A 20,455-nucleotide genomic window follows, 5' to 3' on the forward strand; every position below is an offset into this window, starting at 1 on the left:
CCACAAGCCGCTCTTACAGGCTCGCGTTCCACGCCTTTACGATGTCGTCGAGGGCCTGCTTGGCGGTCTTCTGTCCGGCCATCGCGGCCTCGATGTTGTCTTTGAAGACCTTGTTGAGCTTCGAGGCGTCGGGATACACCAGCGTCAGGTCTTTGGCCTTCTTCAGCTCGGTGCTGCTGACCAGTCGTCCCTGATCGGTGGCGTTGGCGCTGCCGGTCTTGAAATACTTGTCGGTGCTGGCCCGCACGGTGGACGGGAAGGTCGTCTGGGTCACGCGGGAGAAGGCGAGCTGGTTGGTGTCGTTGGTCAGGAACAGCGCCAGCTTCTGCGCCACGTCCTTTTCCTTGACGCCCTTGGGAATGACCATACCCATCAGCGGGGTATGAATAACGTTGCCCGCGATATTGATCGGGTAAGGCGCCACTTTGGTCAGATTGTAGACGTCTTTGTTGTCGTTGGCGACGCGCAGGATAAACTGCGGCCCGGTAATCAGCATGGCGAGCTTGCCCGACGAGAACAGTTCGGTGGCCCCGACGAAGCCCCGGCGCATGGTGTCTTCGGGAATATAGCCTTTTTTGTAAAGGTCGACGTAAGTTTGCAAGAGCTGCACATGCTTCTCCGAGTTGAAGACGGCCTTGCTCTTGTCGTCGCTCAGAATCGGCAGGCCCGCTTCCTGAAACAGATACAGCATGTTCACGCCGTTGATGTTGGGCATGAACCCGTACAGCCCGGTCTTGTCTTTGATCTTCTTGGCCGCGTCGATGATGGTCTGGATGGTGCGCGGCGGATTGGCGGGGTCGAGCCCGGCTTTCTTGAAGATGTCGGTGTTGTATGCCACCACTTTGGGCGCCCAGTACCAGGGTGTGCCGTAGACTTTGTTGTCGAAGGTAAAAGTGGACAGCGGCGAGGCGAAATACAGTTTCTTCTGGGCGTCACTGAGCGCCATCTGCTCCAGAGCGCCCTGCTGGACCATCTTGACGGTCATGTCGCTGCTGAGGTTCACCACCGCAGGCGGGCGTCCAGCGGCGACGGCGGCCAGAAGTTTTTGCTCGATGGCGGTGGCGGGCACGTCCACCCATTTGACGCTCACCGTCGGGTTTTCCTTCTCGAACTGGGCGGCCAGGCGGTTCATCTCGTCGTTGAACAGGGGTGCCAGCGAGATGGTCCAGAATTCGAGCTGGGTCTTCTGGGCGCTGGCGACACTGACAGACAGCAGCGCCGCAGTAACGAGGAGTTTTCCGGTGGTCATGGTCTTGGGCATATGAACGCTCCTCCCGGTCTGGCCGGAATATGGGTGGGGGTTGAGAGGCTAATTTAGCCTGTCTTCAGGCAAATGGGATAAGAGTGCCTGCGCGTTCTCTCACGTTCTGGAGCCGAAAAGAAGTGTGTTAGAGCAGTACTCCGAATTACGCCACGGGGAAAACAGCCTCCCCGCGCCTCCATTCTGCGCCTTGCTCAGTCAAAACTACTCGCTCCGCTCGGCCATAAAAGGGGTTTTTTTATGACATCTGCTCTAAGGGTCAGTTCTGGCCTGCCCCCGCACCCAGCGCCGCCGCGAACCAGCGCGTCACGACGTCGGGCCGGGTGATGGCGCTGCCGACCACGACGGCCAGGGCGCCGGTCCGCTGCGCCTGCGTTGCCAGCTCCGGCGTGTTCAGCCGCCCCTCGGCGATGAAGGGCAGACCCGCCGCGTGCAGCGCGTCCATCAGCGCGAAATCCGGCCCGGACTGCTGCGGGCTGTGGGGCGTGTAGCCGCTCATGGTGGTGCCCACGAGGTCGGCCCCGGCGGCGCAGGCGGCCCGCGCTTCGGCCAGCGTGCTGATATCGGCCATCGCCAGCACTCCGGCGGCGTGGCAGGCCCGCACCAGTCCGGCCACCGGATACGGGCGCGGCAGATCGGTGCCGTCGAAGGCGACCAGATCAGCTCCGGCGCCCGCTACCGCCTGCACTTCCTCTGGTGTGGCCGTGATGTAGACCGGGCTGCCGGGTTGCGCCTGCTTCGTCAGCCCGATGATCGGCACAGAGGTGATCTGCCGCACCGCTGCGATGTCTTCCGCCGAGCGCAGCCGCAGGCCCGCCGCGCCGCCGAGGAGCGCCGCCCGGCTCAGCGCCACGATGTGCGAACGGTCCCGTAGCGGGCTGCCGTCGTCGGCCTGCACGCTGACAATCAGCCGCCCGCGCAGGCGTTCCAGGAGGGGAGAGGTCTGAGTTGGGGTCACAGCCGTCAGTATGCCTTGACGGTTTGTTGAGACAGCCGGAAGTGCGGCCAGGTCAGGCCTATCCTCGGTCCATGACCACGACCGACTGGACGCCCCGCGTGCTGGTGACCGGCGCCGCGCAGGGCATTGGCCGCGCCGTTGCCGAACTCTTCTCCGAGCGCGGCGCCCGCGTGCTGCTGCTGGACTTGAACGAGAGTGCGCCGCTGACAAACTCGATTGCTATGCGCGGCGATGTCAGCAGCGCCGAGGACCGCGCCAGAGCCGTCCAGATCATCCAGAACGAGTGGCAGGGGCTGGACGTGCTCGTCAACAACGCCGCTTACCAGGGGGCTACCGGCTCGCTGCTGGACGTGGACGAGGCCGGGTGGCAACGTGCCCTCGACGTGAATCTCAGCGCCCCGATGCTCCTGAGCCGCGCCTGCGTGCCGATGATGCCGCCGGGCAGCGCCGTCGTCCACATCGCCAGCGTGCAGGGCCTCTTCGCCGAGCAAAGCAACGTCGCCTACACCGCCAGCAAGGCCGGGCTGGTCAACCTGACCCGCTCGATGGCCCTCGACCTGGCCCCGCGCGGCCTGCGCGTCAACGCGGTAGCGCCCGGCGCCGTCGCCACCGAAGATTTGCTCAGGTCCGTGCAGCAGAGCGAAAACCCTATTCAGACCCGCGCCGACTACGAAGACCTCCACGCCCTGCGCCGCCTGGCCCAGCCGCGCGAAATTGCCGAGGCCGTCTACTTCCTCGCCGTCCCCGCCTCGTCGTTCATCACGGGCGTCACCCTGCCCGTCGACGGCGGCATGACCGCGAGCTTCATGATGGCGGGGAGGCCGGTGTAGACGCGCTTTGCGCGGGCTTATGGCGCGTGGCTTGTGGGGAGGGAGTGGGAAGTGGGGAGTGGGGGTATGCGCTTCGCTCACTAACCCTCTGCAAGCAGGTCTGCGACTCACCCTGCTGCTGCGCAGCGCCCCTCTGCAAGCACTCGTCGTGAACGGAGCGGCCAGCGGGCAGGCGTCCCCAGGGGGAGGAGTGGCGTGCCCAGGCGCGTCCGTTCACGACGACAGTGCGTTCTGCCCAAGAAGGCCCGATAGGCGAGCAGGCCCGATAGGTGCCGTTCTGCTCAAGACAGTGCCGTTCTGGACAAGAACGCGCCTGGGCACGCCACTCCTCAGGTCTTCGACTCCCCCGCAAGGGGCGAGGGGTCAGAACTCCGCGCTCAGTGGGCGTTTTCAACTGGAGTAATACGGGATTAAAATGAGTTCAGGCCATCTGCTTTTAGTCCCTCGCCCCCTGCGGGAGAGGGAGTCGTAGACCTGCCCAGCAGAGGGAGCCGCAACGCGGCGGAAGGGTGAGGGGACCACCAAGCGGCGTTCCCGCTTCATGCACGCGATTCTTTTTAATTCCGTATAAACCACTCCCTTCCAACGAAGCCAGTTATGACTAACTCTGGAGCACGGGCGCCCTACGTGACCGGCCACGATGTGGAGAACGCGGGGAGAAATAGTGCGGCTGGAACGAACTGGAAGTACCATGCTTAGCGCAGCGCTAACCCCCTCGCCGCATCGGGGCGGGGGCGTCTTCTTGTTCAGAGCGGCACCCGTATGGGGCCTGCCCGCTGGGGGGCAGGGGAGCCGACGCATTCGCAGCGAGCTGAAGCCCAACAACGCTGTACAACCGCCGACAGCCCGACCAGCCGCCCAGATACAAAGCCAAAGCCATCAACGCGCAAGCCCGATTACGCCGCGAACCTGCCCCAAGCACGTCCAGCCGCCAACCTATTCCAGCAGCAACACGTCCACCTCGTCGCCCACCGCTGCCAAGCCGCCTTCGGGGATCATCACCAGGGCGGGCGCGTCACTCAGCGAGCGCAGCACGCCGCTGCCCTGCTGGGCGTAGGCAAACGCCTCGCCGCCCCGGACCGTCACCCGCCAGAACGCCGTTTTGTCGGCCAGCCCCCGGAACGCCGAGCCCGCCCGCAGCCGCACCGGAGTCAGTGGGCGCCCCGTCAGCGCCGGACGCACGATGACCTGAAAGACCACCAGGCTGCTGACCGGATTGCCCGGCAGCCCGAAGACCGGCAGGCCCTTCCAGCCGCCGAGCATGGCGGGGCCGCCCGGCCTCATCCGGACTTTCCAGAAACGGACCTCGCCGTGTTCAATGAGCAGGTCGCGCATGAAGTCGTACTTGCCCATGCTGACCCCGCCCGAAGTCAGCAGCACGTCGGCCCTGGCGCTGGCGACGGCGGCTTCCAGCGCGGCCAGATCGTCGCTGACGGGCGGCAACATGATGGCCTCGCAGCCCGCCTCACGGAGCAGGCCGACCAGTCCGTAGGCGTTGGAGTTGTAGACCTGTCCGGCCACGAGGGGACGGCCCGGCTCGATCAGTTCGTCGCCGGTACTCAGCACCGCGACCCGTAGTGGCGCCAGGGTGGGCACCTCGGCGTGGCCCAGGGCGGCGGCCAGCGCCACGCGGGCCGGTGTCAGGCGCTGCCCGGCATACAGCACGGTTTCGCCGGTTCGGAAGTCGTCGCCCTCGCGCCGCACGTCGGCCACCGAGGCGGGCCGCCGCAGCCGCACGCCCCCCGGCACGTCTTCGAGCTGCTCGACGGGGCAGATGGCGTCAGCCCCGGCTGGCAGCGGCGCCCCGGTGTAGATGCGGACGGCCTGGCCCGGACCCACCACGCCCGCAAAAGTGGCCCCGGCGCGGCTCTCCCCGATCAGCTCCAGCCTGACCGGCACGCTCAACGTATCGGCCTCCCGGCAGGCCACGCCGTCCAGGGCGCTCTCGGTGGCCGATGGGTGGTTGACCGTCGCCTGAAGGTCGCTCGCCAGGGTCAGGCCGTAGGCGCCCAGCAGCGGCGTCATCCGTGTTTGCCTGGGCGGCAGTAGCTCGCCGAGCATGGTGCGGGCCTCGCCTAACGAGACGGACATCGGGAAGGAGGGAGGTGTGGTCATGGGGGCAGGATAGCGGGCCATCCGGGGGCTGCCGTGCTCAAGGTGCGGGCAGGCCCGGTGCGCTCAAGCGTCGTCACCCTCGCTGTGGTGACCAAGAAGCCGCTCTGCACAAGACGCGGGCAGGCACGACAAAACGCTGGCGAGCGAGTGGCCCACCAGCGTCGTGCCTAGAGCAGATGTCATAAAAAGACCCTTTTTATGACCGAGCGGAGCGAGTAGTGTTGACTGAGCAAGGCGCAGAATGGAGGCGCGGGGAGGCTGTTTTCCCCGTGGCGTCATTCGGAGTACTGCTCTGAGTGCCTTACTTCACCAGCGGCGCGAACTGCTTGGCAAACGGGTAGCCCTGCGCGGCGTCCCAGTCGAGGCGCCAGTCGAAGGCGCCCACGGTGCCGGGGTACTGCGCCTTGACGGCCTTGAAGGCGCTGACGGCGCCCTCGATCTTCCAGTAGTTGAGGAGGTCGTTGTTGACGCCGAATCCCACCATGACGTGTGACGGCCCCAGCAGGTCCATCCAGATCTTGATGTTGGTTTGCAGGTAGGCCGGGTCGCTCAGTTGCGGGCCGTCGTAGTACTGCGGCGCGCAGTAGTCCAGCGCCCCGGCGCTCAGCATGTCCTTGCAGAAGTTCTGATCCACCGGGTTCCAGGGCGCGGGCGGCGCGGAAACCAGAAAGCCGGGGTGGCGTCGCTTGAGTTCCTGGCCCACCCAGATCATCTCACTGGTGTTGGGCGCGGCGTCGCCCTCAAAGGTGTTGAAGTCCAGGCCGTCAAAGCCGCCCCAGTCGCTGTAGAGCTTATCCACACTGTTGACGAAGGTCGTCGAGACCGTGCGGTCGGTGAAGCTGATGGCGTTGCCCGCGCCGCCCACCGAGAGCAGCATCTTGCGCTTTTGGACGCTGCGGGCGTATTGCAGATCGCTTACCCAGTTGGTCCAGGCGCCGTTGCCGTCGGGTGGGGCGGCAAACTGCAAAGTACCGACTGGAGCGCCGCCGACGTTGGTCGCCGCGAACAAATACACCAGGTTGTAGTTCGGGTCGATGTCGCGCAGCCGGGGCACCGTGCCCGCGAAGGTGGCGTAGTAGGTCGCCAGGTAGTTGGCTGCCGGGATGGGCGTTGGGGTGGGCGCCGGGGTAGGATTGGTCGCCGCGCAGGTGGTGGGCTGCCAAAAATAGGTGCTGATGGTCGGGTCGGTCATGTCGGTGCCGCCCGAAACGACGTTGACGACCTTGTAGAACAGTCCGTTGGCCGGGTACTTGACGACGGTGCCGAGCGGATAGTTGGTGCCCGTCTTCCAGGTCAGGGCGCCGCAGGGGTTGGCCGGGTCAGGTGCCCAGGGCGAGGTGACGTTCCAGCTCGAATTCTGGGCGAAACTGGCCGCCGCGTCGCTGGGCAGTGGGCCACCCTGCCGGGCCAGCCACAGCTCGCTGCCGAAGTGGCGGACGTAGCGCCCCGGATAGTTCTTCGATTCCAGGCTGACCCCCACACCCGACAGGCCGGGCCGGGCACAGAAAGTGGCGTCTTTGTCGAACAGGACGCTGCCGTCGCGGGCGTTCTTGCGAATCCGCGACCCGGCGTGGCGCAGGTAGTCGCCCGGAAAATTCAGCGACTGAAACGAGGTGCAGTTCGCGTCGCTCAGCCCGGCCACGATCTTCCAGGTGGCGCTTTGTTTGATCAGGTCGCTGCTGCCAGCGCCTGTGACCTCGATGTTCCCCAGCGATCCCGCGTGGCTGATCGAGCGGTCGGTCAGCCCCGGCGTGGTGACCTGAAACGAGCGGTACTCGCCGACTGGCAGGCTGACCGTCGCGGCGGCAGCGAGCGGGCCTGAATCCGTCTGGCCCGACTGACTACAGGCGCTCAGCAGCATGGCACCGAGGAGAACCGAGGTGAGGGGTTTGAGTATTGGTGTGGACATATGATTCCTCCGGCCCCCGTCGGGCGCTTGATCTGTACCGTGGATTCGGATCGTCGGGCCAGATGCCCGGCGCAAAATCACGGCGGATGGGCAGGTCACCCCGACCCGATTGGTCAGCCCCGATTGGTCAGCCCCGACTGGTCAACGCTGTACCCGCTTTCAATTTGGTACTTGAGCGACATTATAGGGCAATATCGGAGTGCTTAGATCGGCTCTGTTGCGACCGGATCACGCTGAAGGCCCAGCCACACCGTTCCAGCCGCTTGAAAATAGATTTCCTGAACCGGGTACAAACAGAAAACCCAGCCAGCAGTCTGGAGCTGCGCGGATGGGTCTACGGTGAGTGATACGGACTCCGATTGAATCGTTTTGTAAAAACGATGAAATCCGACCAACGGGAGTAGGAGCAACTACGGACTCTGCGGTATGGATTAACTTCCGGCGCCTTTTCGGAAGTTAAGGAATTTAGCGGAGTCCGTATGACCGGCTGGCGGGAACGACCTGCTCGGCCTACTTCGCCAGCACGTAGGCTTTCTCGATCTTGTCGGGCGTGCCGGGGTAGCCGGGCTGGATGCGGGTCAGTTTGTCGAGCACGTCCAGGCCCTCGATCACCTTGCCGAAGACGGTGTGCTTGCCGTTGAGGTGCGGCTGCGGCGCGAACAACATGAAAAACTGCGAGCCGTTGGTGCCCGGTCCCCGGTTGGCCATGCTCAGCACGCCCTTGCTGTCGTGGCGGTGCTGGTTGAACTCGTCGTCGAATGCGTAGCCGGGGCCGCCGGAGCCGGTGCCGCTGGGGTCGCCGGTCTGGGCCATGAAGTCCTGAATGACGCGGTGAAACACGATGCCGTCGTAGTAGTGGTGGCGAATCAGATGCACGAAGCTGCCCACCGTCACGGGGGCGTCGTCGGGGTACAGCTCCATGACGACGCGGCCACGGGTGGTCTCGAAGACGGCCTGGTAATCCTTGCCGCTTTCTATGGCCTCGCCCAGTGCGGGGGCGGCGCTGAACTTGGTCTGGCGCGTCTCGGACAGCGCGGGCAACTCGGTGTAGCCTTCTTTGGTGTAGGTCATGGCACGCATTCTAGACGAGGCCGGGCGGGTAGGGCTTCAGCTCAGGGGGACCTCGACGCCGAGATTCCGGCTCCTGTCTCCATGAAAAAGCGCCTGGTCAACCTTCCAGGCGCTTCTGGACGGCCCTGTCTTCAGCCTTTGGTCAGAATCCGCACGCTCAGGAGCCGGTCGGGCACGGCGCCCGGAATCGGTACCTCGCCGCCCTGGCCGCTGACGGCGGTGCGGGTCAGCTTGGCGAGGATGTCCTGGCCGGTGACGACCTTGCCGAACAGGTTGTACTTGCCGTTCAGGAATTCGGCAGGCGCAAAGGTGATGAAAAACTGCGAGCCGTTGGTGTTGGCGCCGCTGTTGGCCATCGCCAGCATGCCGGGCTTGTCGAAGATCAGCTTGGTGCGAATCTCGTCGGGGAACGAGTAGCCGGGACCGCCGGTGCCCCAGCTCGCCTTCTTGGCCTCGTCCTTGCTGCCGGGATCGCCGGTCTGGGCCATGAAGTTGTCGATGACGCGGTGAAAGCGCTGGCCGTCGTAGTAGTGGTTGCGCGCCAGGGTCACGAAGTTGTTGACCGTCACGGGCACGTCCTTCTCCAGCAGGTCGACCAGCACCTGGCCTCTGCTGCTGTCGATCAGGGCGTAGTAGTCCTTGCCGTCTTGCAGGGCGGGGGCGGGCGGTTTGCTGAAGGTGGTCACGGCGGTTTTGCTCAGCTCCGGCACCAGCGTGTAGCCCGCAGGCACGGCGCCCGCCTTGCTGATGGCCGGGGTGGCAGCGGCGCTGGGTATGGCTGAGCTGGGCACCGCCGAACTGGGCACCGCCGAACTGGGCGTCGTGGCGGCGGTGTCGGTCTTGGTGTCCGTGGTCTCGGCGGTCTTTTTCTGGCAAGCGGCCAGACTCAGGGTCATCAGGGCAAATACGGCGAGGCGCTTCATTGCCGTTCAGTGTAGGCGAAAGGTTCATGAGACGATGAACCGGGGGTGCTTGAGCCGCCCGCGCCCGACCCGGCTGACCTCCGCTAGACTGCGCGGCGTGATTGTAACGATTGACGGCGTGGCGGCCAGCGGCAAATCCAGCGTGGCGTCTGGCGTGGCCCGCGCCCTGGGCATTCCTTACGTCTCCAGCGGCCTGCTCTACCGCGCCGTGACCCTGCTGGCCCTGGAGCGCGGCCTGACTCCGCCCACTGCCCCGGCGCTGCTGGAACTGCTCGCCGAGCATCCCCCCGAACTGCGGCCCTTGCCGCAAGGCAACCGGGTGTCTGTCGGCCCTGGGCCAGATGGTGAGCAGCGCGACCTGACCGACGCCGCCCATACCGGCGCGGTGGACGCGGGCGTGAGCGCCGTGGCCCGGTTGCCCGAAATCCGCCAGTGGGTCAACGACCGCCTGCGTGCCCTGCCGCCGCCCTTTGTCGCCGAGGGCCGCGATATGGGTACGGCGGTGTTTCCCCAGGCCGCAGCCAAATTCTTCCTGACCGCCTCGGCCCGCGTCCGTGCCCAGCGCCGCGTCCTCGAACGCCAGGACGACGTGGACAAGATCGAAGCCGCCCTCAGAGCCCGCGACGAGCACGACGCAGCCCAGTCCCGCCCCGCCCAGGGCGCGCAGGTGATCGACACGGGAACGCTCGATCTGAACGGGGTGATTCAGGCGGTCCTGAGCGGGATTGAGGGGCGGAGGTAAGGAGAGTGGGTAGCGGTGCGCGGGGACAGATGGAGGGGAGGGCATGAGCGTTGCTCACTCCCCCTCTCCCCGCTGCTTCGCAGCGCCACTCTCCCGCAGGGGGCGAGGGGTCAAAAACATGCGCCCAGACGCTGTTTTCCGCTGAAGTAGACCACTACTTTCCAGCGCAGTTAGTTTGGGCAGATGTGGAGCACGGGCGCCCTACGTCAGCGGCCACGATGTGGAGAACGCGGTGAGACAAAGTGCGTGTGGGACGAATTGGAAGTACCATCCATAGCGGAGCGACTAGCTCCCTCGCCCCACCGGGGCGGGGGCGTCTTGTGCAGAACGGCACCTATCGGGCCTGCCCGCTGGGGGGTGGGGGTGCAGACGCATTTGCCCAGTGCTGAAGCCCAAAAAAGCAACCCAACCGCCCGTCCAGCAACGCGACCCCACCGCCACCACATTCTGACCACCGCCCACCCCTATGAGTGCTTCCCTCTCATCTGCTCCATGTGCCGCACCGCCAATCCGACTTATCATGAGCGGCGACCATGACTGCGACCTCTACTTCCAAAGCGCTCGTCTCGGTGGGTGACCTCGCCTGGGACGTGCTCGCCAAGCCCGATACGCTGCTGCTGCCCGGCGGCGACACGACCGGACGTATGGAACTCTCCCCCGGCGGCAGCGCGGCGAACCTGGCCGTCTGGGCGCGGCGGCTGGGCCACCCCTGCGCCTTTGTCGGTAAGATCGGCGCGGACCGCTTCGGCGACCTGGCCGAGGGCGTGCTGCGGGGCGAGGGCGTGACGCCCCACCTGATCCGCAACCCGGCCTACCCCACAGGCGTGATCCTGGCGTTGATCGACCAGCGCGGCCAGCGTGCCATGCTGACCGGCCAGGGTGCGGACTGGGAACTGCTGCCCGAAGAATTGCCCGCCGGGGTGCTCAGCAGCGCAGGCCACGTCCACCTGACCGCCTGGAGCCTGTTCCGCGACCCGCCCCGCGCCGCCGCGCTGGCCGCTGCCGAGTTGGCCCGGCAGGGCGGCGCGACGCTCAGCCTCGACCCTGGCAGCTTCCAGATGATCCAGCAGGTGGGCCGCCAGAATTTCCTGAGCTGGATCAGCGCCGTGCCCTTCGACATCTTCTTTCCGAACGCCGACGAGGCCCGCGCCATGAGCGGCGAGGTCAGCTCGGAGGCGGCGCTGAGCTGGCTGCGGACGCACTACCCCTCGGCACTGGTGGTGCTGAAGATGGACGAGGACGGCGCCCTGATCGAGGGGCCGCGCCTGCCCCGGCTGCACGTCCCGGCCACCCAGGACCGACTGCTCGACGCCACCGGGGCCGGGGACGCCTTCGGGGGGGCGTTTCTGGCGCACTATCTGCGGCACGGTGACGCCCGCCGCGCCGCCGAGCTGGCCGTGCAGGTCGGCGGCTGGGTGGTCTCGCGCTTCGGGGCTCGCCCGGCTGTGGACGACGAGCTGCGTGAGCGCCTGAGCCCCTTTGGCCTGAGCAGCCCCGATCTGGTGGGCGCATGACCCGGCTGGGGCGCCGCCGCCCGACCTGGCTGCGCCTTCTGTTCTGGTTGGTGTTGCTGCTGGTGCTGGCCGCTGCCGCCGCCGTCTATTACCTCTATAACCTGACCAGCAGCCCCGGTGGCCCCAGGTACACCCTGGAGGTCCAGCCGGGCGACACCCTGGCGGCCAAGGCCAGCGAACTCCAGCAAAAGGGCGTCATCAAGGACGCCAGGGTGCTGCGTTTCATCATGCGCCAGCGCGGCACGGCGGGTGGGCTCAAGGAAGGGCTCTACGACATCCCGGCGAACCAGAGCGCCTTTCAGGTGGCCGACGACCTGGCGAGTAGCCCGCGCATTCCCACCGTCAGCGTGACCATTCCCGAAGGCAAGCGCCTGAAAGACCTTCCGGCCATCTTCGAGAAGGCGGGTCTGAGCACGCCTGCCCAGATCAGGGCCGCCCTGAACGATGTGCAGCTCAGCGCGGGCGCCCGTCAGGGCAAGGCCAGCGACCTCGAAGGCTTTCTGTTTCCGGCGACGTATCCGTTTCGTCTGAAAGCCAGCGGCCAGGACATCGTGAAGACGCTCTCAGGCCGCATGGACGAGGAACTGACCCCGGAGCGCGTGGCGCAGGCCCGCAAACTGAACCTGACCACCTTCCAGTGGGTCACGCTGGCCAGCATCGTGCAGGCCGAGGCCGCCAACGCCGCCGAGATGCCCACCGTGGCCGGGGTCTTTCTCAACCGCCTCAGAGACGGCATCAAGCTGGGCAGCGACCCGACCGTCGCCTACGGGCTGGGCAAGGATCTGCCCGACCTGGACCGAACGGCGGGCGACTTTACCAAAGACACGCCCTACAGCACTTACACCCGCATGGGATTGCCCAAAGGCCCCATCAACAACCCCGGCGAGGCGGCGCTGACCAGCGTGCTGAGCGCCAAACGCACCACCGAGGGCGGTCAGACGGCCCTGTACTTCCTGCACGGCACCGACGGCCAGATTCACGTCAACACCAATTACGCCGCCCACCTGCGCGACATCGCCCGCTACCGCTGAGGGCTCTCATACAGGCTGTTCCCGTCCGCCCAGCCGAGCTTGATAGACTGCCCCCCGTGCCCAGATTCGCCCCATCCGCTGCCCTTCCTGACTTATGAACGGCCACTTCCCCCGCTACGTGTTCAGGGAAGTCTGGCCGTTGTACCTCGGCGGCGTGCTGTTGTTTCTTTTTCTCGATATGACCAATCTGATCAGCACGGTGGTCGGGGCATTTTTGCAGTACCACACCGGCGTTCTCGGCGCCCTGACGCTGCTGGCCTACAAACTGCCGGGCATCCTCAACCGCGATCTGGTGGTGGCGGTGCCCTTCGCGCTGCTGCTGGCCTTCGGGCGGCTGGCCAAGGACAGCGAACTCAAGGCCGCTTACGCCGGTGGGGTGCGGCCCCTGAACCTGCTGTTGCCGATGTTGCTGCCCGCGCTGCTGATCGGTGTGGTGGTGTTTCTCAACGCCGGGTACGTCACCCCTAGCGGTCAGGCCAGATTCTGGAATTCGTATTACGGCGTGGTCTTCAAGCAGGCGGTGCCGCCGCCTACCACCGACAACTACGCCTACGCCGCCGGGGGTAACTTTTTTACGGCGGGCCGGGTTCAGGCCGTGGCGCCGCCTTTGAGCGCGGCCCGCCCGGCTACGGCCACGCCAGCTTCTGCGCCTAACCCCAACCAGGCGGTGCTCAGCGGCGTGGTGGTGCAGACGAAGGCGGGCACCTACAGCGCCGCCGGGGGCGTCTGGGACTCCCGAGCCCGCACCTGGACGCTGAACGGCGGCTACCTGGTGGCCCCCGACGGCACCATCAGCTTGCTGCGCAGCCAGCTCACATTGCCGCAAAACGACGTGTTGACCCGCCCGCCCCCGCCGCTCGACCAGAGCACCACGCCGCAGCTCCGCGCCCAGCTTGGGCGGCTCCAGAGTGGCAGCGAGCCGTATCACCGGGCCGCTTTCGAACTGGACCGCCGCCTGGCTGACCCGTTCACGCCGCTCATCTTCGTGCTGGCGGCGGGCGCCCTGGGGCTGCTCATCAGCAACCGGGCCTGGGCGGTGGGCTCGGTGATCTTGTTCCTGGTGGCCTTCTATGCGATCTGGAGCACCGCGCCGCAACTGGCCGGAGTGGGGGCGCTGAGCCCGACGCTGGCCGCCTGGCTGCCCAATCTGCTGTTCGGGCTGTTCGGGCTGGCGCTGGCCTGGAGGCTGCGGTGAAAGGGGGTGAGGTGAGTGGGCGTGAGGCGCTCAAAGCGTCTGCTTCGCGCCTGCGGCAGCCTCGCCTGAGCCGGTACATGCTCGAAGAAATTCTGCCGTACCTGTTCGCGGGCCTGGCGGTCACCATTTTGCTGCTGCTGCTGGGCGCCCTCCAGGTGGTGATCGCGCCGCTGCTGGCCAAGGGCGCCAACCCGTTGCTGGTCGCCAAACTGGTGGCCCTGCAACTGCCCGAAGCGCTGTCTCGCGGCCTGCCCATCGCGCTGCTGTTCGCCACGCTGCTGGGGTTGTCGCGGCTGTCTGCCGATTCGGAAATCAAGGCCATGCAGGCGGGCGGCGTCTCGCCGGGCAGGCTGTTCGGGCCGGTGATGGCGCTGGGCCTGTTTGCCGCCCTGACCAGTTTCGCGGTGGGCGAAACGCTGATTCCCCGCGCCAAGATCCAGTCGCTGGGCGTGCAGCGCGAGATCGTGCTCGACAACCCGCGCGTCGGCGGGCTGGGCACGCTGGTCCTGCGCGACGCCTTCGGGCGGGCCATCAGCGTCGCCGAGGTGCTGCCGGGCGGCGAGCTGCGCGGCCTGAGCATCGCCACGCTGCGCAGCGGCCAGGTGGCCCGCGAGATCATCACCGCCGAGCGCGGGCGACTGCAAAAGGGCAGCAGCGTGCTCGAACTCTTCGACGGCCAGCGCATCACCTACCAGAACGAGAAGCCGTCCACGGTGCTGAGCTTCAGGGAGGGCAAGCTGCCGGTGCAAGACCTCCAGGCCAGCTTCGAGGGCGGTAACGACCTCAAGCCGGTGTACCTGCCGCTGCGGGTGCTGTGGCAGCGGGTGGCCGAGTACCGCCGCCAGAACATCAGCGCCCCGCAGGAATTCACCGCCCTTCAGCGCAAGTTCGCCGAGCCGCTGGCGGCGCTGTTCATGGCTTTTTTCGCGGTGGCGCTGGCCATCTTTTCGTTTCGCAGCAACCTCAACATCGGCCTGGTGTGGGTGCTGCTGCTGACCTTCCTGTACTACGCCACCTGGAGCGTCTTCAGGGTGCTGGGCGAAAACGGCGCCCTGGCCCCGGCCCTGGCCGTCTGGACGCCCAATCTGCTGTTCCTGGTCGCCGGAGGCGCGCTGCTGTGGGTCTCGGCGCGGCGCTGAACTGAATGTTGGGCTGAATCAGGGTTCGAGCGCTGTATTGCCCGGCGCCACCGTCCAGCCCTCGAAGCCCTCCTTGCCGACCGATTCGACCACGCGCTGTTTCTGGCCGCTGGCGTAGTCGGCCCGGTGGGTCACGGCGTAGTTCCAGCCGGTCTTGAGGTTCAGGCTGTAACTGACGGTCAAGGGGCCAGCGGGCAGCGGGCAGGTCAGCTCACCCTGCACCCGGCTGCTTTCACTGGCGTAGATCAGCGTTCGGCGGTCCAGGCGCACGGGGTCACCCTGGCGGCTGCCGGGGTTCTGGCTAAGCAGTTGCAGCGCCGGGCCGCTGGCAGGCGCGGCGCTGAGTGCGCCCAACGTGAAAAAGCGGGCTGCCGGGCTGCTGGGCAGCAGGCGCCCGGTGCAACCCACGCCCGGCAGGTTGAAGCTGGCCTGCAAGCCGTCCGGGCGAAGCAGGGGCTTCATCTGATCGCCGCCGGGCAACGGCAGGGTGAAGCGGCCCACCGGGTCGATGGCGGTGCTGGTCAGGGTACGGTTCTGTTCATCCAGCACGCTGACGCTTCCCGCGCCGCCCGGCCAGTCGCGCACCTGGCCCCGGAGCTGCTCCAGCGGTTTTTGCGAACAGGCGGCGAGCAGCAGCGCCAGGGCGCAGAGAAGAACGGGAGCACGCATGCCGCGAGCATAGCTTAGCCGGTGCCGGGGCATTCAAGGCCAGCCGGGGAGGTCGCCGGGCATGTAGACGCCTTCGTCTCACGCGTACTCGCTCTCCATACGGCGTCCCATGCTGAGAAGAGCCTGGACGAACCGTGGTAACTTTCAAATCATGAATCAGGGCAGTCTCTGGCCTCGACCCGCGCTTCCGGCATTTCTCGGCGCATGGTCTATACGACTCCCGTCTTTTCCTGAGCCGACTGGTGGAGAGTGAAGCATGTCTTCCAGTCCATTTCCTAAAATTTTGATGAGCAGCGCCAAAACGCGCCTCGATCAATTTCAGAGCTGGATCATGCGCGGCGAGCAGACCGGCGAGGCGGTACATGCCGGGCACCAGCACGCCTGGTGGCGGGTGATGTGCCTGACCGGAGTGGACTACTTCAGCACCCTGGGTTACCAGCCGGGCATCGCGGCGCTGGCAGCGGGGGCACTCTCGCCGATTGCCACGCTGGTGCTGGTGGCGCTGACCCTGTTCGGGGCGCTGCCCGTCTACACGCGGGTGGCCCGCAGCAGCCCCAACGGCGAGGGTTCTATCTCGATGCTGGAGCGGCTGCTGAGCTACTGGCCCAGCAAACTGCTGGTGCTGATGCTGCTGGGTTTTCTGGCCACCGACTTCATCATCACCATCACGCTGTCTGCTGCCGACGCCAGCGCCCACCTGATCGAGAATCCGCTGCTGAGCGGCGTGCTGGGCCACTGGAGCGGTGCCCAGATCTGGCTGACGCTGGGGCTGGTGGCGCTGCTGGGCGGCGTGTTCCTGAAAGGGTTTCGGGAAGCGACGGGCATCGCGGTGGTGCTGGTGGCCGCTTACCTGGGCCTCAATGCCGTGCTGATGGTGCGCGGGCTGAGCGAAGTCTTGACTCACCCGGAGCTGTGGACCGGTTGGAAAACCGCGCTGTACACCTCGCATGGCTCGACGCTGGCGATTGTGGGCGTTTCGTTGCTGGTGTTTCCCAAGCTGGCGCTCGGCTTGTCTGGCTTCGAAACGGGCGTGGGCCTGATGCCGCAGATTCGTGGCGACGCCACTGACACCGCGCAGGCGCCGACGGGCCGCATCCGCAACACCCGCAAGCTGCTGATCAGCGCCGCCGTCATCATGAGCATTTACCTGGTCATCTCCTCGGTCATCTCGACGCTGCTGATTCCGGCTCCAGCCTTCTGGCCCGCTATCAGCGTCTCGCAGGTCGTCAGCGCCGCCGACCTGGCGGCGGGCACCGCCGTGCTGAACGTACCGCTCGACGATCAGAACAATCCCCAGGAGAGTTACACCCTGCGGCTGAAAGCCGGGGCGACGGGTAATTTCGCAGTACAGGCGCCAGTTGCGGGCGTCACTGTGCCGCTGAGCGTCAACGTCACGGGCAGCACCATCAGCGTCAATAAGCCCGCAGGCAGCGCCAACGGGCGCGCCCTGGCTTATCTGGCGCATCAGAAACTCGGCAACAGCTTCGGTACCGCCTACGACCTGAGTACCATCCTGATTTTGTGGTTCGCAGGCGCCTCGGCGATGGCCGGGCTGATCAACGTGGTGCCGCGTTTTCTGCCGCGCTACGGTATGGCGCCGGACTGGATTCGCTCCAGCCGCCCGCTGGTCATCATTTATACCGTCATCGCGTTTATGGTCACGCTGTTCTTCAAAGCGAATGTGGACGCCCAGGGCGGCGCCTACGCTACCGGCGTACTGGTGCTGATGACCTCGGCGGCGGTGGCGGTGACATTGGCAGCCCACGCCCACAAGGAACGCGCTTGGCTAGGGCTGGCGCTGATCGCGGCGGTGTTCGTCTATACCACGGTCCTGAACATGTTTGAGCGCCCGGAAGGTCTGCTGATCGCCTCGGTCTTCATTGTGCTGATTTTGCTGATCAGCTTGATTTCGCGGGCGCGGCGGTCTTTTGAGCTGCGCGTCTCACAGGTGGTCTTCGACGAATCGGCGCGGGCGCTGCTGCGCGACTTTCCTATCCGCCCGCTCAGACTAGTGGCCCACCATCCGGGCCGGGAAACCAGCCAGGAGTACCACAAGACCGAGCTGCGCGCCCGCCAGATGGCTCACCTTCCCGACGACGCCCCGTTTATGTTTCTGGAAATCGAGGTGGACGACGCCAGCGAATTCGCCGACGTAGTCGAGGTCAGCGGCGTGCATATCGGCGCCTATGCGGTGCTTCGGGCACGCGGGTCGAGCGTTCCCAACACCATCGCCGCGCTGATGTTGGAACTGCGCGGCACGGGCGCCCCGCCCCAGGTCTACATGCGCTGGAGCGACGAGAGCCCCTTTACCCAGGCGCTGCGGTTCCTGATCGACGGTGAGGGCGACGTGCCGCCGCTGACCCACGAGATTTTGCGCCGCGCCGAGCCGGAAAAGGCCAGGCGCCCGATTGTGCATGTGGGCGGTTGAGAGCGAGCGCCTCTGAACGCGAGTGTTTGAACGGGGGGTCTCCGAAACTACTTCTTCTGCAAGACCGCGATGTAGCTTTTCAGCGTGTCGGCGCCGCGCCCCCGCGTGAAGGGGTTGAAGGGACCGTTGCCCGGTGCCCCGCCCTGGCCCTGCCCCGCCTGCTGACCGTTCTGGCCCTGGCGGTTTTGCCCGCCCTGTCCACCCTGCCCACCCTGGCCACCCTGTCCGCCGCCGAAACCGCCGCCCGGCAGCCCTGGAATGCGAAAACCCTGGCCAGCGGCGGCGTTCGGGTTCTTGGCCCGCGCGGCGCGGCGCTCGGCTTGCCGCTTGAGGTCCAGATCGTCGAGCGCCGTGACCTGAGCGTCGGTCAGAATCTTGTCCTCGATCTGGCTCAGCGTCGCCGTCGCGCTCTGGGCGGTGATGGACGCTGCGCCCTGGAGTCGCAGCAGCAGCGGCAGCAACTGTTTGGCCTGAACCTGGGTCAGCGCCGTTTTGGGGTTTTTTTCCAGATCGGGCATCAGCGAGACGCGGCTCGACAGATCGAAGACCGGCTGCATGGCGGCGAAGCGGGCACGCTGGGCCGGGTCGAGCTGGCGCTGGCCGCCGCCCTGGCCGGGTTGAGTCTGCTGGGCCTGGGCTCTTGAAGTGAAGGCCGCGCCGCCGAGCAGCGCCAGGCCGAGGGTGAGCACTTGCAGAGTTCTGTTTGGCATGGGCCTATTGTTCGCCGCCGCTGTGCAGAAACCGTGAAGCTCAGGTGCAGGACCGGGAAAGACCTGTCTGTGGCCGCGACTCGGTGCAGCAGGTACTCGAACACGGCGTCGGGATAATGACCGAGGTCGAACGCTGTGACCTCATCAAAAGTCCGGATGACGCCCTCAAATTCACCGACATTCATCCTATGCTTCGAGTAGCCGTGATCTGGCCGGACGAGTCTAACCGGCTTCTCAATGTCGGTTGCCATGACGTCCCACAAGGCCGTTAGATTCCGTACATAGTCAGGCGGATATTCAAATAGTGTCGCCAAAAAATCAAACAAATCCTGAAGGCAGTGAATCTTGTGGCCCTGGACAATGATGTTCTGCACCCCTGCTCTACCTGAACAGCGCCAGTTCCTCGGCCTGCTCGGAAGCGGGCGAGGCGCGGTAGAAGTAGTCCACGATGCGGACCTTGGGGCAGTCGTAGACGCTGCGAATCTGGATGTCGTAGTAGCTGTGGGCCTGGTGCAGCACGATGGCCGCCGTCAGTGACTCGTACAGCGGGCGCGAGCCGTCGCCGCTGCTGTCGGGCGCCGTGCGGCACTGCGCTGAAATATGGCCCCGGTAGTCGGTGGGCGCGGCAGCCGCAACGGTGCTGCCCAGCACGGCGATCAACCCCCGCTTCTGGTCGAGCGCCAGCGGCCCGCTGAGCTTGCCGTCGGTGCGGCCCAGGATCAGGCGGCTGCCGACGCGCAGCGGGGCGGGGTAGATGACCGACTCGCCGGGAATGCGGTAGGTCTTCGCCTCGCAGGAGACGCTGTTGTAGGTGTAAAACCAGATGAACTGGTTGCTCTTTAGGTCGAAGCCCGATACCAGGTCGCACCTGCCGCCCGCGTAGCCGCTGCCCTTCAGAATCAGCTTGTTGTCGTAGGCGCCGATGGGGTAGACATACGGATTGTTGAGCAGCCCGGCCAGGTTGGTCAATGCCTTGAGTTTGCCCGCCGAATACCGGTAGAGCGTCCGCGTTTTGTAATCGGAGAAATAAAAGTCGTTGCCCACCACCAGCACGTTTTCGGTAATCTGGACGCCCCGGACCTGGCCCGCCGGTTGTTGCCCCTTGAGGCTGAAATCGTAGATTTTGTCGCCCCGGCGGTACAGTAGATTGCTGTCCGAAACGCCCACCAGCCCGGTGTTCTGCGAATTCACAGCCAGAATCCGGTACAGCTTTTGCGGCGTGGCCCTGATCTGCCCAGCGGTCTGCCCAGTGGCCTGCCCAGCGACCTGCCCAGCCAGGGCCACGGCCAGCCAGAGGGTGCCCGTTCGCCCCCATGACATTGACCGCGACATTGACCGCTCGTTTACCTGCTTCACAGCTTTATCTTAGCAAGCTCTCATATGCCAGTGAAGTGGATAACACACAAAAGGCCCCCACCGGCTGCCGGGCAGGGGCGAAGATAGGTGCGGTCACTCGTAGCGCAGGCTGTCTACCGGGTCGAGTTTGGCGGCCTGGGCGGCGGGGTAATAGCCGAAGAAGATGCCGACCAGGGCGCTGAACAGGAAGGCCACCCCCACCGTGACCGGCGAGAACACCGGGCTGATGCCCGCAAGGTTGCCCGCGTAGGCCAGCGCCACGCCCAGCAGCACCCCGATGACGCCGCCGCCCACCGAGAGCACGAAGGCCTCGACCAGAAACTGGGTCAGGATGTCGCGGGGTTTGGCGCCCAGGGCCTTGCGCACGCCGATCTCGCGGGTGCGCTCGGTGACGCTCACCAGCATGATGTTCATGATGCCGATGCCCCCGACCAACAGCGCCAGCCCTGCAATCGAACTCAGCATGATCGCGAAGATGGCCAGAATCCGGTTGATGCTGTTGAGGATATTCTCCTGACTATCGACATGAAAGCCGGGCAGATTGTCGTATCGGCGCATAAGCATCTGCCACACCTGCTCCATCGCTTGATCGATCTTTTTCGGA

General features: G+C 65.8%; 17 protein-coding genes and 1 pseudogene. 7 read left to right on the plus strand and 11 right to left on the minus strand.

The features are described 5' to 3' along the window. Window positions 1–13 precede the first annotated feature (13 nt). Both Q0R23_RS11195 and Q0R23_RS11200 read right to left on the minus strand, forming a co-directional pair. Window positions 14–1,261 (minus strand): sugar ABC transporter substrate-binding protein, encoded by a 1,248-nt coding sequence (locus Q0R23_RS11195; protein ID WP_293913051.1) that lies wholly within the window; start codon window positions 1,259–1,261, stop codon window positions 14–16. 259 nt (window positions 1,262–1,520) lie between these two features. Next, window positions 1,521–2,219: a putative N-acetylmannosamine-6-phosphate 2-epimerase gene (locus Q0R23_RS11200; RefSeq protein ID WP_293913052.1), complete on the minus strand. Its 699-nt coding sequence runs from the start codon at window positions 2,217–2,219 to the stop codon at window positions 1,521–1,523. A 71-nt stretch (window positions 2,220–2,290) separates the two neighbouring features. On the opposite strand from Q0R23_RS11200, the gene Q0R23_RS11205 reads away from it, so the two are divergent. Continuing rightward, window positions 2,291–3,049, plus strand: coding sequence for an SDR family oxidoreductase (locus tag Q0R23_RS11205; protein ID WP_293913054.1), 759 nt, complete (start codon window positions 2,291–2,293; stop codon window positions 3,047–3,049). Window positions 3,050–3,985: 936 nt separating this feature from the next. On the opposite strand, the gene glp is transcribed toward Q0R23_RS11205, so the two are convergent. The 4 genes from glp to Q0R23_RS11225 all read right to left on the minus strand — a co-directional run bounded on the left by glp (window position 3,986) and on the right by Q0R23_RS11225 (window position 9,067). Next, the gene (glp, locus tag Q0R23_RS11210; RefSeq protein WP_293913056.1) at window positions 3,986–5,164 is read right to left on the minus strand and encodes a gephyrin-like molybdotransferase Glp; all 1,179 of its coding nucleotides are present in this window, start codon (window positions 5,162–5,164) and stop codon (window positions 3,986–3,988) included. 301 nt (window positions 5,165–5,465) lie between these two features. Then, window positions 5,466–7,073 carry an AbfB domain-containing protein gene (locus Q0R23_RS11215; RefSeq protein ID WP_293913058.1) on the minus strand — a complete coding sequence of 536 codons (1,608 nt, stop codon included), beginning with the start codon at window positions 7,071–7,073 and terminating at the stop codon, window positions 5,466–5,468. 510 nt (window positions 7,074–7,583) lie between these two features. Beyond that, a complete protein-coding gene (locus Q0R23_RS11220; RefSeq protein WP_293913059.1) occupies window positions 7,584–8,153 on the minus strand; it encodes a peptidylprolyl isomerase in 570 nt (189 codons plus the stop codon). A 122-nt stretch (window positions 8,154–8,275) separates the two neighbouring features. Then, window positions 8,276–9,067, minus strand: a complete 792-nt coding sequence (locus tag Q0R23_RS11225) for a peptidylprolyl isomerase (RefSeq protein WP_293913061.1) — start codon at window positions 9,065–9,067, stop codon at window positions 8,276–8,278. A gap of 97 nt (window positions 9,068–9,164) precedes the next feature. Between Q0R23_RS11225 and cmk the strand changes: the two genes are divergently transcribed. The 5 genes from cmk to Q0R23_RS11250 all read left to right on the plus strand — a co-directional run bounded on the left by cmk (window position 9,165) and on the right by Q0R23_RS11250 (window position 14,688). Continuing rightward, entirely contained in the window at window positions 9,165–9,809 is a 645-nt protein-coding gene (cmk, locus tag Q0R23_RS11230; RefSeq protein WP_293913063.1) for a (d)CMP kinase, read from the plus strand. Between the two features lie 533 nt (window positions 9,810–10,342). Then, a complete protein-coding gene (locus Q0R23_RS11235) occupies window positions 10,343–11,323 on the plus strand; it encodes a carbohydrate kinase family protein (protein WP_293913065.1) in 981 nt (326 codons plus the stop codon). After that, window positions 11,320–12,354, plus strand: a complete 1,035-nt coding sequence (gene mltG, locus Q0R23_RS11240) for an endolytic transglycosylase MltG (RefSeq protein ID WP_293913067.1) — start codon at window positions 11,320–11,322, stop codon at window positions 12,352–12,354. The genes Q0R23_RS11235 and mltG overlap by 4 nt, the downstream gene beginning before the upstream one ends. A gap of 94 nt (window positions 12,355–12,448) precedes the next feature. Beyond that, complete coding sequence (locus Q0R23_RS11245; protein WP_293913069.1) at window positions 12,449–13,549, plus strand: LptF/LptG family permease; 1,101 nt, start codon at window positions 12,449–12,451, stop codon at window positions 13,547–13,549. A gap of 77 nt (window positions 13,550–13,626) precedes the next feature. Then, window positions 13,627–14,688 (plus strand): LptF/LptG family permease, encoded by a 1,062-nt coding sequence (locus Q0R23_RS11250; RefSeq protein ID WP_293913071.1) that lies wholly within the window; start codon window positions 13,627–13,629, stop codon window positions 14,686–14,688. An 18-nt stretch (window positions 14,689–14,706) separates the two neighbouring features. Here the strand turns inward: Q0R23_RS11250 and Q0R23_RS11255 are convergent, their stop codons facing one another. Further along, window positions 14,707–15,357 (minus strand): hypothetical protein, encoded by a 651-nt coding sequence (locus Q0R23_RS11255; RefSeq protein ID WP_293913073.1) that lies wholly within the window; start codon window positions 15,355–15,357, stop codon window positions 14,707–14,709. 394 nt (window positions 15,358–15,751) lie between these two features. Between Q0R23_RS11255 and Q0R23_RS11260 the strand changes: the two genes are divergently transcribed. Next, on the plus strand, window positions 15,752–17,785 hold the full coding sequence (locus Q0R23_RS11260; protein ID WP_293913081.1) for an APC family permease: 2,034 nt from the start codon (window positions 15,752–15,754) through the stop codon (window positions 17,783–17,785). 47 nt (window positions 17,786–17,832) lie between these two features. Here the strand turns inward: Q0R23_RS11260 and Q0R23_RS11265 are convergent, their stop codons facing one another. The 4 genes and pseudogenes from Q0R23_RS11265 to Q0R23_RS11275 form a co-directional block, all read right to left on the minus strand. Next, window positions 17,833–18,495, minus strand: a complete 663-nt coding sequence (locus Q0R23_RS11265; protein WP_293913075.1) for a hypothetical protein — start codon at window positions 18,493–18,495, stop codon at window positions 17,833–17,835. 143 nt (window positions 18,496–18,638) lie between these two features. After that, window positions 18,639–18,869 (minus strand): annotated as a pseudogene (locus tag Q0R23_RS18515) (barstar family protein); the annotation flags it as partial. Window positions 18,870–18,876: 7 nt separating this feature from the next. Then, window positions 18,877–19,815 carry a hypothetical protein gene (locus Q0R23_RS11270; RefSeq protein ID WP_293913077.1) on the minus strand — a complete coding sequence of 313 codons (939 nt, stop codon included), beginning with the start codon at window positions 19,813–19,815 and terminating at the stop codon, window positions 18,877–18,879. Between the two features lie 129 nt (window positions 19,816–19,944). Beyond that, window positions 19,945–20,455 (minus strand): FtsX-like permease family protein (locus tag Q0R23_RS11275; protein ID WP_293913079.1); only part of this gene is annotated, 511 nt, incomplete at its 5' end.

This window comes from Deinococcus sp. (assembly GCF_025362455.1).
GTDB lineage: Bacteria > Deinococcota > Deinococci > Deinococcales > Deinococcaceae > Deinococcus.